12 protein-coding genes are annotated in these 12,244 nt (G+C 64.3%); 9 read left to right on the top strand and 3 right to left on the bottom strand.

Going from position 1 to position 12,244, the window contains the following annotated elements:
- The first annotated feature begins 11 nt into the window (after positions 1–11).
- Both ACHMW6_RS24370 and ACHMW6_RS24365 read left to right on the top strand, forming a co-directional pair.
- A complete protein-coding gene (locus tag ACHMW6_RS24370; protein WP_395400657.1) occupies positions 12–212 on the top strand; it encodes a YdcH family protein in 201 nt (66 codons plus the stop codon).
- Between the two features lie 40 nt (positions 213–252).
- Complete coding sequence (locus ACHMW6_RS24365; protein WP_395400655.1) at positions 253–2,253, top strand: ATP-dependent DNA helicase; 2,001 nt, start codon at positions 253–255, stop codon at positions 2,251–2,253.
- A gap of 64 nt (positions 2,254–2,317) precedes the next feature.
- Here ACHMW6_RS24365 and ACHMW6_RS24360 read toward each other — a convergent pair whose 3' ends face one another.
- Positions 2,318–3,094 carry an alpha/beta fold hydrolase gene (locus ACHMW6_RS24360; RefSeq protein WP_395400653.1) on the bottom strand — a complete coding sequence of 259 codons (777 nt, stop codon included), beginning with the start codon at positions 3,092–3,094 and terminating at the stop codon, positions 2,318–2,320.
- A 133-nt stretch (positions 3,095–3,227) separates the two neighbouring features.
- The gene (locus ACHMW6_RS24355; protein WP_395400651.1) at positions 3,228–4,208 is read right to left on the bottom strand and encodes an NADPH:quinone oxidoreductase family protein; all 981 of its coding nucleotides are present in this window, start codon (positions 4,206–4,208) and stop codon (positions 3,228–3,230) included.
- 121 nt (positions 4,209–4,329) lie between these two features.
- Between ACHMW6_RS24355 and ACHMW6_RS24350 the strand changes: the two genes are divergently transcribed.
- The 7 genes from ACHMW6_RS24350 to rlmD all read left to right on the top strand — a co-directional run bounded on the left by ACHMW6_RS24350 (position 4,330) and on the right by rlmD (position 11,231).
- A complete protein-coding gene (locus ACHMW6_RS24350) occupies positions 4,330–4,935 on the top strand; it encodes a toll/interleukin-1 receptor domain-containing protein (RefSeq protein ID WP_395400649.1) in 606 nt (201 codons plus the stop codon).
- 8 nt (positions 4,936–4,943) lie between these two features.
- Complete coding sequence (locus ACHMW6_RS24345) at positions 4,944–6,113, top strand: KGGVGR-motif variant AAA ATPase (RefSeq protein ID WP_395400647.1); 1,170 nt, start codon at positions 4,944–4,946, stop codon at positions 6,111–6,113.
- Between the two features lie 57 nt (positions 6,114–6,170).
- Entirely contained in the window at positions 6,171–6,908 is a 738-nt protein-coding gene (gene surE / locus ACHMW6_RS24340) for a 5'/3'-nucleotidase SurE (RefSeq protein WP_395400645.1), read from the top strand.
- Positions 6,905–7,777, top strand: coding sequence for a protein-L-isoaspartate(D-aspartate) O-methyltransferase (locus ACHMW6_RS24335; protein ID WP_395400643.1), 873 nt, complete (start codon positions 6,905–6,907; stop codon positions 7,775–7,777). The genes surE and ACHMW6_RS24335 overlap by 4 nt, the downstream gene beginning before the upstream one ends.
- A gap of 17 nt (positions 7,778–7,794) precedes the next feature.
- Complete coding sequence (locus ACHMW6_RS24330) at positions 7,795–8,691, top strand: peptidoglycan DD-metalloendopeptidase family protein (protein ID WP_395400641.1); 897 nt, start codon at positions 7,795–7,797, stop codon at positions 8,689–8,691.
- A 9-nt stretch (positions 8,692–8,700) separates the two neighbouring features.
- Positions 8,701–9,714 carry an RNA polymerase sigma factor RpoS gene (rpoS, locus tag ACHMW6_RS24325; protein WP_395400639.1) on the top strand — a complete coding sequence of 338 codons (1,014 nt, stop codon included), beginning with the start codon at positions 8,701–8,703 and terminating at the stop codon, positions 9,712–9,714.
- A gap of 176 nt (positions 9,715–9,890) precedes the next feature.
- Entirely contained in the window at positions 9,891–11,231 is a 1,341-nt protein-coding gene (gene rlmD, locus ACHMW6_RS24320) for a 23S rRNA (uracil(1939)-C(5))-methyltransferase RlmD (RefSeq protein ID WP_395400637.1), read from the top strand.
- Here rlmD and ACHMW6_RS24315 read toward each other — a convergent pair whose 3' ends face one another.
- Positions 11,232–12,200 carry an alpha/beta hydrolase family esterase gene (locus ACHMW6_RS24315; protein ID WP_395400635.1) on the bottom strand — a complete coding sequence of 323 codons (969 nt, stop codon included), beginning with the start codon at positions 12,198–12,200 and terminating at the stop codon, positions 11,232–11,234.
- Positions 12,201–12,244 lie beyond the last annotated feature (44 nt).

Here is a 12,244-nt window from a genome sequence, read left to right as displayed (position 1 = left end):
AATACCACCCCATGACCAACGTAGAAGAAATCCAGCGCCGCATTATCGAACTCGATGTCGAGCATCGCGACCTGGATGCCGTGATCGAAATGCTGACACTGGATGGTCACCACGATCAACTACAGTTGCGCCGCCTCAAGAAGCGTAAATTGCAACTGAAAGACTATATCACCCTGCTGAAAATGCAATTGGTGCCCGATGTACCGGCCTGAGCAGGGCCATTAACTTTATTTCCCCTTGACCGAACAACAGTTGACGCCCGCCGTTCCCGGCGAGCCCGAGCTGCCATTGGAGCCGCCCGGTAAGCATGATTCAGAGATCGAACGTCTGTTCGGCACCGGCGGCCCGCTGGGGCCTGCAGTTCGGGGATTTCGTCCGCGTAAATCGCAGACCGAGATGGCCAAGGCCATCGCCGGCGCCATCGACCAGCAGCAAACCCTGATCGCTGAAGCGGGCACCGGCACCGGCAAGACGTTCGCCTACCTGGTGCCGGCCCTGATGTGGGGCGGCAAGACCATCGTCTCCACCGGCACCAAGAACCTGCAGGACCAGCTCTTCCTGCGCGACATCCCGACCGTGCGCGGCGCATTGCAGGCGCCGGTATCGGTCGCGCTGCTGAAGGGCAGGGCGAACTACGTCTGCCACTACCACCTGGAGCGCACGCTGCAGAACGGCCGCATGACTTCGCGCGAGGACGTGGGCTATCTGCGCGAGATCTCGCGCTTCCTGAAAATGACCAGCACGGGCGACAAGGCCGAACTGGCGCGCGTGCCGGAAAACGCGCTGGTGTGGAACCTGGTAACGTCCACGCGCGAAAACTGCATGGGCCAGGAGTGCCAGTACTACCAGGACTGCTTCGTGATGAAAGCGCGCCGCGAGGCTCAGCAGGCGGACGTGGTCGTGGTCAATCACCACCTGTTCTTTGCCGACGTGGCGCTGAAGGATACCGGCGTGGCCGAACTGCTGCCGTCCGCGAACACCGTGATCTTCGACGAGGCGCACCAGTTGCCCGATACCGCCACGCTGTTCTTTGGCGAGACCGTATCCACCTCGCAGATCCTGGAACTGTGCCGCGATGTGCTGGCCGAGGGCCTGGCGCATGCGCGCGATGGCGCCGAGTGGGCCAAGGTCGTGTCACCGGTGGAGAAGGCCGCGCGCGACCTGCGCCTGACCTTCCCGCAGGATATCGTGCGCATGTCGCTGCCGCAGATCGTGCCATCGTCCGACTTCTTCCCGGCGCTGCAAACGCTGAAGGATGAACTGATCGACATGGTCGCCGTCCTGGAGCGCAATGCCGAACGCGCCGAAACGATCGAACAGTGCCGCGTGCGCGGCGCCGAACTCTCGCAGCGCCTGGAAGCGTGGAAGCTCGATCCGAAAGCGAAAGTGGCGAAGGGCGAGGAAGCCGTCTACTGGGTGGAGTGCTTCCAGAGCTCACTGCAGCTGCACAAGACGCCGCTGTCCATCGCGCCCATCTTCAACGGCCAGCGCGAAGGCGTGCCGCGCAGCTGGATCTTCACCTCCGCCACGCTGGCGGTGAAGAACGACTTCCAGCATTTTGCCCAGCAGCTTGGCCTGGAAAATGAAGTGGCACGCAGCTGGCCCAGCCCCTTCAACTACGAACAGCAGGGCATCCTGTATGTGCCGACCGGCCTGCCGGACCCGAATTCGATGGGCTATACGGACGCTGTCCTCGATGCGGCCCTGCCCATTATCGAAGCGGCCGGCGGACGCACTTTCCTGCTGTGCACCACGCTGCGCGCCGTGAAGCGCGCTGCCGAACGCCTGCGCGATGAATTCGAAAAGCGCGGCCTGAATTACCCGCTGTTCGTGCAGGGCGATCGCGGCCGCACCGAATTGCTGGATCAGTTCCGCAAGGCCGGCAACGGCGTGCTGATTGGCTCGCAGAGTTTCTGGGAAGGCGTGGACGTGCGGGGCGAGGCACTGTCCTTGGTGATCATCGACAAGCTGCCCTTCGCGCCGCCCGATGATCCCGTGCTGGCCGCCCGCATCGAAGTGATGGAACGCCAGGGTTTGAATGGCTTCATGCACCACACGCTGCCGGAGGCGATCATTAACCTGAAGCAGGGCGCCGGACGTTTGATCCGCGACGAGAGCGACCGCGGCGTGCTGATGCTGTGCGACCCGCGCGTGATCAGCAAGCCTTACGGGCGACGGATCTGGCAAAGCTTGCCGCCGTTTAAGCGGACGCGGGAAGCGGCGGAAGTGGTTGCGTTCTTCAAGGGCGAATAGAAACCAACGGCATAAAGCAGGTGTCAGCCACGATGTGGCTGACACCAGGTTCACGCCTTGGGTTTTATTGCGCGCTGGCGGCTTTCTCGATCAGGTCTGCCACTTCCTTCGGGTGCGAAGTCATCACCACGTGGGAAGCGCCGTTGATGACGACGGTCTGGCGCGAGCTGGCGCGGTCGGCCATGAATTGCAGGGCGGCGGCAGGGATGTTCTTGTCGGCCTTGCCGTACACGAACCAGGACGGGATGTTCTTCCACGTCGCTTCTTCCGTCTTTTCGGTCAGCGCCGCTTCCGCGATCGGACGCTGGCCTGCCGCCATCAGCTTCGCTTTCGCGGCCGGCACGTCGGCGGCGAACTGGGACGGGAACTTGTCCTGCTGGATGTAGAGGTCCTTGTTGCCGTCGGCCAGCGCTACCGGCGCTGCCAGGGTCGGACCCAGGGTGCTGCCGGGGAATTTACCGGACAATTCCAGCGCCGACTCGCCCACCTCAGGTGCGAAGGCCGCCACATACACCATCGCCTTCACATTCTGGTTGCCGCTGGCAGCCGCGGTGATCACGGAACCGCCGTAGGAGTGGCCGACCAGCACCACCGGACCCTGGATGCCCTTCACGATGCTTGACACATAAGCGCCGTCGCCTTTCACGCTGCGCAGCGGGTTGGCGGCGCCGACGACCTTGTAGCCATCCTTGATCAGTTTTTGCGAAACGCCATCCCAGCTGGAGGAGTCGGCGAAGGCGCCATGCACCAGCACGATGGTCGGGCGTTCGGCGGCGAAGGCGGCATTGCCAAACAGGGTGGCGGCGGCGAGGGCGGTAGCGGCGAAGAATTTGGCTTTCATGATTTTTTTCCTTTGGGTTAGTGATTGGATGGGCGAATATTAGCGCGATAAAAATTATTGCGCAAGTATTTTGTGTACTAATTAATTTAGGGAAAAAAGCAGCGGCGCCGAGAAGGCTCCGCCGCATGGATGTTCAGGCGTGGGGATGGATGACGATCTTGCCGGTGACCTTGCGTGCTGCCATATCGTTCAGCGCATGCGGCGTATCGGCCAGCGCATAGCGCGCCGAGATGTGCGGCCGGATCTTGCCTTCGCCCAGCCAGCCAAGCAGCTGCTGCATACCCGCCAGGCTGGCCTTCGGCTCGCGCTTGGTGAATTCGCCCCAGAACACGCCGACGATGGACGCTCCCTTAAGCAGGGCCAGGTTCAGCGGCAGCTCGGGGATTTGGCCGTTGGCGAAGCCGACCACCAGATAACGACCGCGCCAGGCGATGGAGCGGAAGGCCGGCTCCGAATAGTCGCCGCCGACCGGATCGTAGATCACGTCCGGGCCCTTGCCGCCAGTGGCGGCCTTGATCGCTTCGCGCAGGTCTTCTTTCGCATAGTTGATCACCACGTCCGCGCCGTGCGCCTTGCAGACCTGGAGCTTGCCGTCGCTCGACGCTGCCGCGATCACGCGCGCGCCCAGCGCCTTGCCGATCTCGATCGCCGCCAGTCCCACGCCGCCGGCTGCGCCCAGCACCAGCATGGTCTCGCCATGCTTCAGCGCGGCGCGGTCCACCACCGCGTGGTGCGAGGTGCCGTAGGTGAGAGTGATCGAAGCGGCGGTATCGAAGTCCATCCCTTCCGGCATGGGCATCAGCGCCGCGGCCGGCGCCAGCAGCTGTTCGGCGAAACCGCCGTGGGCGGAGAAGGCGATCACGCGGTCGCCCGGCTTGAAGCCGCGCACATCGTCGCCGACGGCACGCACCACGCCCGCCACCTCGTTACCGGGCGTGAAGGGCAGGGCGGGTTTGTACTGGTACTTGCCCTGGATGATTAGCACATCCGGAAAATTGACGCCGGCCGCTTTCACGTCCAGCACCACGTGGCCGGGCGCGGCCACGGGATCGGGCACCTCCTCCACGCGCAGCGTGTCCGGCAGGCCCCAGTCATTGCACACGATAGCTTTCATTTCCCCTCCAGTTGGCGAACGATCGTTCTATTATGCCCCAGAATGGTTTGCGAATGCGCAAAGACCTGGCGGGCCGGCTTGTTACAGTGGCTAGGCCAGCCAGAGAGATGAGGTAAGCGCCATGGCGATCCGTTACGGCTGTTTCTTCAGTTATGCGCACGGCCAGCACGCGTACATGAGCAAGTTCAGGGACGATCTGATCGACGCCCTGAAGTGCTACCTGGAGCCGCATTTCGACAATGAAAAGGAGCTGTTCGTGGACAGCGAACAACTGGGCGGCGGCGACGACCTGGACCGCCGCATCGCGCTGGCCCTGTGCCAGAGCGTCTGCATGATCGTGATCTATACGCCGAAGTATGAAGCCCACCCTTACACCCGGCGCGAGTTCGCGGCCATGCAGCTGATCGAGGCCGAGCGCAGCCAGTGGTACGAGTTGCCCAGCCACCTGATCATCCCCGTCATCATGACGCGCCACCCGGTCAGCCTGCCGCCGCAGATCTGCAAACCCGGCTTCTACGTCGACTTCTCGCGCTACACGCTGGCCACCGGCGACCTGAAGACCAATCCGGACTTCCTGCCCGATATCCGCCGCATCGTGGACCGCATCACCATGCACTACCACTGCCTGCGCTACAACATGCCGTCCGATCACGATTGCAGCCGCTTCGTGCTGCCGCCCATTCCGCCGGAGTGGCGTGCCGCTCCCGCGCCCCACTTCCCACGTTAAGGATCGCCATGGAACTCGTCCGCCACACCCTCGCTGCGCCCGGAGCGCTTGCCACCTTCTATTCCTATAAAGGCGGCGTAGGCCGCACGATGGCGCTGGCCAACCTGGCCGTGCTGCTGGCGCGTCCCGCCACGCCGGTGCTGATGGTGGACTGGGACCTCGATGCGCCCAGCCTGCACTATTTTTTCCCGGGCGGCGCGGAACGCCCCGGCGTGCTGGAATTGTTCGAGGCCTGCCGCGAGCGCCTGCGGCACCGGCACGGCGCGGCACCCGATCCGGACCTGGCCGGCACGTTGCTGGACGCCGTCGGCTGGGACCAGTATGTGTCGCGGGTGGATGATATGCGCCCGATCTACCTGATGCGCGCCGGCCGCTTCGATGCCGATTACGCGGAGCGCGCCGCGCGCTTCGACTGGCAGGCGCTGTTCGAGGCCTGTCCGGCACTGTTCCGCACCCTGGCCGCGCGGCTCACGGCCCGCTTCAGCCATGTGCTGGTCGATGCGCGCAGCGGCCGGGCGGACAGCGCCGGCATCTGCACCACGCTGCTGCCCACCCAGCTGGTGCTGCTGTTCACGCCCACCCGTCCCCAGCTCGAGGGCATGGAAGCGCTGGTGGCGCGCGCCACCGCCTACCGCAGTTGCCAGGAGGACGAGCAGCGTCCACTGCTGGTCTATCCGCTGCCCTCGCGCATCGAGGCCGGCGACGCCGGACAGCGCGCGCTGTGGCGGCGCGGCGACGTGGCGCGCCGCATTCCCGGCTACCAGCCGCTGTTCGAGCGCGCCCTGGCCGAGGCTTACGGATTTTCGCGCCTGTCGCTGGAGGACTACTTCGACCAGGTGCAGCTACCGCAATGCGGCGGGCATGCCTGCGGCGAACCGCTGCCCGCGCTGGACGAGGAAGCGGGCGAGCGCCTGGCGCTGGCGCACAGCTATCGCGCTTTCCTGGCCTGGTTCCGCGACGGCTTGTGTCCATGGGAGGGAACTCTCGCGCCGGCGCCGCCGCAGGAGTCCCCGTGCTGCGTCCGGCACGCGATGCGAACAAGCAACACAAGCTGCTGGCGGAACAGGCGAGGGCGCCTTACTGGCGTCCCAGGCTCGATCGTGGCGGCCCCCCGGGCGCAGTGCGGGCCGAGCGCGCTGAGCCGGGATAGACGGTCAAAAAACTTGCAAAATTCTTAGTTAAACGGAGGTGCCGCATGCGCTTTGCCGCCGTTGCTTCAGGTAAAATTCTCCGTTATGAGAATCCTTATCAGCAACGACGACGGCTACCTGGCACCCGGCATCAACGCGCTGGCCGAGGCCCTGCAGCCGATTGCGGACATCGTGGTCGTGGCTCCCGACAGCAACCGCTCGGGCGCCTCGAATTCCCTGACGCTGGACCGGCCCCTGTCCGTCCAGCAAGCCGCCAATGGTTTCTATTTTGTCAACGGCACGCCGACCGACTGCGTCCACGTGGCGCTGACCGGCATGCTGCCCGAGCTGCCCGACCTGGTCGTCTCCGGCATCAACAATGGCCCGAATATGGGCGACGATACGCTGTACTCGGGCACCGTGGCCGCAGCCACCGAAGGTTATCTGTTCGGCATTCCAGCCATCGCCTTCTCGCAGGGCAGCTATGGCTGGACCCACGTCGATGCCGCCGCCAGGGTCGCGCGCGAGATCGTGGAGCGCTACCTGGATGCGCTGGAAAGCCCCTACCTGCTGAACGTGAACATCCCCTGCCTGCCGTATGAGCAACTGGGGCCGCTGACGCCGACCCGCCTGGGCCGCCGCCATCAGGCGGAGCCGGTAATCCGCGCGCAGGACCCGCGCGGCCGTGAAATCTTCTGGATTGGCCCGCCCGGCGCCTGCAAGGATGCGGGCGAGGGCACCGATTTCCATGCCGTGAGCAGCGGGCGGGTGTCCGTGACGCCGCTGCAGATTGACCTGACGCACAAGACTCAACTCGCAACCTTGGCAAAGGCCCTCGCATGAGCGAAAAGACCCGCAAGTTCCCGCTGCCCCTGTCATCCATCACGGACAAGGCCCAGAAGAAACAGCCGGTCTTTTCCTCCGTGGCGACGCCGCAAACCGCCACCCAGAACGCGGCCCGCACGGCCGCCAGCAATCCCTGGCGCCCGCCGGCCACAGTCGCCTCGCCCTCGCGCTCGCACGCCTACGCGATGGAACGCGCCCAGCCCCTGCCTTCGCCGGCGCCGCGCCAGCACGCCCTGGTGTCGGACGCGGTGCGTCACGCCATGGTGCAGCGCGTCGCCAGGCAGGGCGTGAAGGACCAGGCGGTGCTCGATGCCCTGGCCCGCGTGCCGCGCCACGCCTTCATGGACGAAGGCCTGGCGCCGCAGGCTTATATTGACGCATCGCTGCCTATCGGCCACCACCAGACGATTTCGCAGCCCTATATCGTGGCGCGCATGATCGAGGTGATGCGCAATGGCGCGCCGCTGCAGCGGGTGCTGGAAATCGGCACCGGCTGCGGCTACCAGGCAGCTGTTTTGGCCTGTATTGCGCAAGAGGTGTATTCCATTGAGCGTATTAAACCGTTACATGAACTGGCCAAGGCGAACCTGCGGCCGATGCGTGTAGCGAACCTGCGGTTGCATTACGGGGATGGTATGCTAGGCTTGCCGCAAGCCGCCCCCTTCGATGGCATAATTCTGGCCGCAGCCGGTCTGGAAGTGCCGCAAGCCCTGCTGGATCAACTTAGCATCGGCGGCCGCCTGGTCGCCCCGGTAGGGGGCCGCACCCAACATTTAGAGCTGGTCACACGCGTCGGCAAGGCTGAATGGGTCAGCCAGACGCTGGAAGACTGCCATTTCGTGCCGCTGCGGCCCGGCACAGTATGAAACCACTGAAGATGAGAATGACGAATAAAAGTTCCCTCCTGTTGATGACGATTTCGCTCGCCTTTTTGAGCGCTTGTACCAGCGTGCCAATCCAGGCGCCGGTCGTCGATCGCACCCCCTTGCCGCCGGCGCCCGTGGCGAAGCCCGCGCCGGTCGAAGAACCGAAAGATAAGGAAGGCAGCTACACCGTCCGTAAAGGCGATACCCTGATCCGCATCGCCCTGGAGCACGGCCTGAATTACCGCGACCTGTCGGCCTGGAACAACCTGGCCAGCGCCGATGACATCAAGGTCGGCCAGGTGCTGCGCCTGACCGCGCCGGAAGGCGTGACCACGGCCGCTGTAGCGCCGCCGCCACCGCTGGTGGCCCCGCCGAAGAAGGTGACGCCAAAAGGCGACAAGAAGCCGTACTCGGACAACAACCTGGCCGACATGCAGAAGCCTGAAGGCGAAGGCAAGCCGACCGAGAAGCCGACCCAGGTCGCCAGCATCAACCCGGCTCCTGCGCCTGTGCCGAGCCCTGCGCCGGCCCTCAGCGCGGAAGACCGTGAACTGAGCTGGATGTGGCCTTCCGACGGCAAAGTGATCGCCGGCTTCGACGAGGGCAAGAACAAGGGCATCGACATCGCCGGCCGTCCGGGACAACAAGTGTTGGCTGCCGGTGCAGGAAAAGTGATGTATGCCGGTAGCGGCATCCGCGGATATGGTAATCTCGTCATTGTGAAGCACAGTAACAGCCTGTTGTCGGCTTATGCCCATAACCGGGCCATTCTCGTGAAGGAGGGCCAGAGTGTGAGCAAGGGGCAGACAATTGCTGAAATGGGGGACTCCGATACCGACTCGGTCAAGCTGCACTTTGAGATAAGGCAGCAGGGCAAGCCGGTGGATCCATCGAAATTCCTGCCTAACCGCTAGATACCACCCATGACACGCTCGCCGCACGACCAGATGGAAGATGACTCGCTGCCGGAGGAGTTTCCGGAAGAAGCGGGCGAAGATGCAGCGATCGATTCCATCGATGAGGAAGGCGGCGGCGCGGCGGTCGAAGTAGGGGCGGTGCTGGAAACCGTTGACGAGCTGAAGAAGGTGCTCGCGGCGGAGCTCTCCACCGACACCACCCAGCACTACCTGAACCAGATCGGCACCCGGCCGCTGCTGACGGCGCCGCAGGAAGTGCACTACGCCACCCTTGCCAAGCAGGGCGATTTCTCGGCGCGCCAGACCATGATCGAGCACAATCTGCGTCTGGTGGTGTCGATCGCCAAACACTACATCAACCGCGGCGTGGTCCTGCTCGACATGATCGAAGAGGGCAATATCGGCCTGATGCGCGCCATCGACAAGTTCGAGCCCGAGCGCGGTTTCCGTTTCTCGACCTACGCCACCTGGTGGATCCGCCAGAGCATCGAGCGCGCCATCATGAACCAGGCGCGCACGGTGCGCCTGCCGGTGCACATGGTGCGCGAACTGAACCAGATTCTGCGCGGCAAATACCACCTGGAAGCCCAGCACCACAACGGCAAGGATGCCACGGCCGAGGATATCGCCGACCTGGTGGGGCGTCCGGTCGAGGAAGTGCAGGATATCCTGGCGCTGTCCGAGCATGCGACTTCGCTCGATGCGCCGCTGGACAACGATCCCCAGTCTTCGCTGATGGACATGCTGCCCGGCGATTCGGACGAAAGCCCCGATGCGAAAGCCGAGCACCACGAAATGACGGTGCTGGTGCGCGACTGGCTCACCAAGCTGCCGGACAAGCAGCGCATTGTCATCATGCGCCGCTTCGGGCTGGATAACGACGATCCCGCCACCCTCGAGACCCTGGCCGAGGAAATGGGCGTCACCCGCGAACGCGTGCGCCAGATCCAGCAGGAGGCGCTGGTCAAACTCAAACGCGCCATGGCGGCACGCGGCGTGGTCCGCGATTCGCTGCTCTAGAACCCACCGCGTACCCCTGGTGGCAGGCACGATGTGCCCGCCACCTGTTTAAGGCCACGGACTTTGAACAAGTGGCTGGCACATCGTGCCTGCCACCAGAAATTGGTTCGGGTTCTCTGGTATCATGGCGGGCTTTTGACTTCGCCCCGCGCCTGGGCGCCGCAACATTGATCGCTATGCAAAACCCCATCATCGAAATCAAATCCCTGGACATGGATGCCCGTGGCGTTGGCCACATTGAAAACGAAGACGGAACGCCGGGCAAGGTGGTGTTCATCGAAGGCGCGCTGCCGGGAGAGAGGGTCAGCTTCGAGATGCTGCGCAAGAAGAAGAACTGGGAGCAGGGCCGCATGACGGAGCTGCACAAGGAATCTTCGATGCGCGTGAAGCCCAAGTGTGAGCACTTCGACTATTGCGGCGGCTGCTCCATGCAGCACCTGGAGCCGAGCGCCCAGGTGGCGATCAAGCAGCGCGTGCTGGAAGACAACCTGTGGCACCTGTCCAAGGTCAAGGCCGAGACCATGATGCGTCCGATGTACGGTCCGACCTGGGGCTACCGCTACCGTGCGCGCCTGTCTTCGCGCTACGTGGCGAAGAAGGGCACGGTGCTGGTGGGCTTCCACGAGAAGAAGTCCGTCTTCGTGGCCGACATCCAGAGCTGCCAGATCCTGCCCAAGCACGTGTCGGACATGATGATGCCGCTGCGCGCGCTGATTCATTCCCTGTCCATCTTCGACAAGGTGCCGCAGATCGAACTGGCCATCGGCGAAGACAACACCGTGCTGGTGATGCGCAATATGGTGCCGCTGGCGGCTGACGATGAGGCGAAGCTGAAGGCCTTTGCCGACGAATACAAGATCCAGTGGTGGCTGCAGCCGAAAGGCCCGGATACCGCCTATCCCTTCTACCCGGCGGACAAGGAGCTGTACTACACGCTGCCGGAATTCGGCATCAAGATGCCGTTCAAGCCGACCGACTTCACCCAGGTGAACCACCACATCAACCGCGTGCTGGTGCACAAGGCGCTGAACCTGCTGAAGGTGGAGAAGGAAGACCGCGTGGCCGACCTGTTCTGCGGCCTGGGCAACTTCACGCTGCCGCTGGCGACGCAGGCGCGCGAAGTGGTGGGCATCGAAGGTTCGACCGCGCTGACCGAGCGCGCGCTGTCCAACGCCAAATTCAATGGCGTGGACGGCCACACCACCTTCCAGTGCCGTAACCTGTTCGAGATCACCAAGGACGATCTGATCGCCCTCGGCAAATTCGACCGCATGCTGATCGACCCGCCGCGCGACGGCGCGATGGCCCTGTCGCTGGCGCTGGCCGATCTGAAGGAATCGCATCCGGAGATGCTGCCGAAGCGTATTGTCTACGTCTCCTGCTCGCCGTCCACGCTGGCGCGCGACGCGGGCGTGCTGGTGCACCGCGCCGGCTATCGCCTCACCAATGCCGGTGTGGTGAACATGTTCCCGCACACGTCGCACGTCGAATCGATGGCGGTGTTCGACCTGGCCTGATCAGGGCCGCGGCTCGCGCTTCTTGTTGCGGAAGAAGGCCCAGGCCTCTTCCGCAGTTTCAAAGTCCGCATTTTGCGCGCCCAGCAGGGCGTTCACATACCATTGCATGCGGTGTCCGATGCTCGGCTCCGTATGCCCGCCTTTCTCCACCTTGATGAACTCGACCTGCATGCCTTGCGGGTCCGCACCCCACACGTAGCGCCGTGCCGACGTATCGCCTGACTCACGGCGGCGCGGCAGGGCGCCTTCCTGCGCTGCGTCCGGCAGCTGGTCCACCTTGCGCCAGATGGCGAGTGTCCGTTCCACGCTGATGGCCGAGCCGCGGCCGCGCAGCAGGAAATGCCCGACTTCTCCGCCGTCAAAAGGCGTGATCTTGTCGGCCGTGCCGTGCACCGCCATCACGGGCAGCGCCTGTGCCGGCTCGGTGCACAAGCTCCTGGCGGGCCATAGCGCGGCGATGGCTGCAATGCCTGCCAGCCGGGGCGCCAGTTCGACGCCGAGGCGGTAGACCATGCCACCGCCGTTCGACGTGCCGATCGCGTACACGCGCGCCGGATCGGCGCCGTGTTCGGCGATCGCCTTGTCGATCAGGGCGCTGATAAAGCCCACATCGTCGGTTTTTGGATTGGTCTCGGCATCGGCGCGGCAATCGTTCCAGCCGCGCTTGTCGTCGCTGCCCCTGGCGCCGTCCGGAGCGATGACCAGCAGTTGTTCGCGGTCTGCGATATTAAGCCACTGCTGCATTGGCGCATTCAGGCGCTCCTTGCCGAAGACCAGGCTGGCGGAGCCCGCGTGTCCGTGCAGCACAATGACCAGCGGCCGCTTGCCTGCCGCCGGCTGCTGCGGCGTCGCCAGCAGGTAGTGGCGCGGTCCTTCCGGGCGAGTCAGCTCGCCGGACGTGATGGTTGCGGCCTGCGGTGCGCAGGGCAGGAGGGCCGCAAAGGCGGCGAACGTGGCGATGGCTTTCATTCAAAAATGGTAACACGCATGCCTGGCGCCGGCGGCTTGCGCCG

This window comes from Pseudoduganella sp. UC29_106 (assembly GCF_044055365.1).
Lineage (GTDB): Bacteria > Pseudomonadota > Gammaproteobacteria > Burkholderiales > Burkholderiaceae_D > Rugamonas.
This window is presented reverse-complemented; position numbering and strand designations above follow the sequence as displayed.

Coding starts and splice junctions, on each gene's coding strand:
- ACHMW6_RS24335 (WP_395400643.1), top strand. CDS start 6,905: ATGAGCGAAAAGACCCGCAAGTTCCCGCTGCCCCTGTCATCCATCACG.
- ACHMW6_RS24355 (WP_395400651.1), bottom strand. CDS start 4,208: ATGAAAGCTATCGTGTGCAATGACTGGGGCCTGCCGGACACGCTGCGC.
- ACHMW6_RS24330 (WP_395400641.1), top strand. CDS start 7,795: ATGACGAATAAAAGTTCCCTCCTGTTGATGACGATTTCGCTCGCCTTT.
- surE (WP_395400645.1), top strand. CDS start 6,171: ATGAGAATCCTTATCAGCAACGACGACGGCTACCTGGCACCCGGCATC.
- rpoS (WP_395400639.1), top strand. CDS start 8,701: ATGACACGCTCGCCGCACGACCAGATGGAAGATGACTCGCTGCCGGAG.
- ACHMW6_RS24345 (WP_395400647.1), top strand. CDS start 4,944: ATGGAACTCGTCCGCCACACCCTCGCTGCGCCCGGAGCGCTTGCCACC.
- ACHMW6_RS24370 (WP_395400657.1), top strand. CDS start 12: ATGACCAACGTAGAAGAAATCCAGCGCCGCATTATCGAACTCGATGTC.
- ACHMW6_RS24350 (WP_395400649.1), top strand. CDS start 4,330: ATGGCGATCCGTTACGGCTGTTTCTTCAGTTATGCGCACGGCCAGCAC.
- ACHMW6_RS24315 (WP_395400635.1), bottom strand. CDS start 12,200: ATGAAAGCCATCGCCACGTTCGCCGCCTTTGCGGCCCTCCTGCCCTGC.
- rlmD (WP_395400637.1), top strand. CDS start 9,891: ATGCAAAACCCCATCATCGAAATCAAATCCCTGGACATGGATGCCCGT.
- ACHMW6_RS24360 (WP_395400653.1), bottom strand. CDS start 3,094: ATGAAAGCCAAATTCTTCGCCGCTACCGCCCTCGCCGCCGCCACCCTG.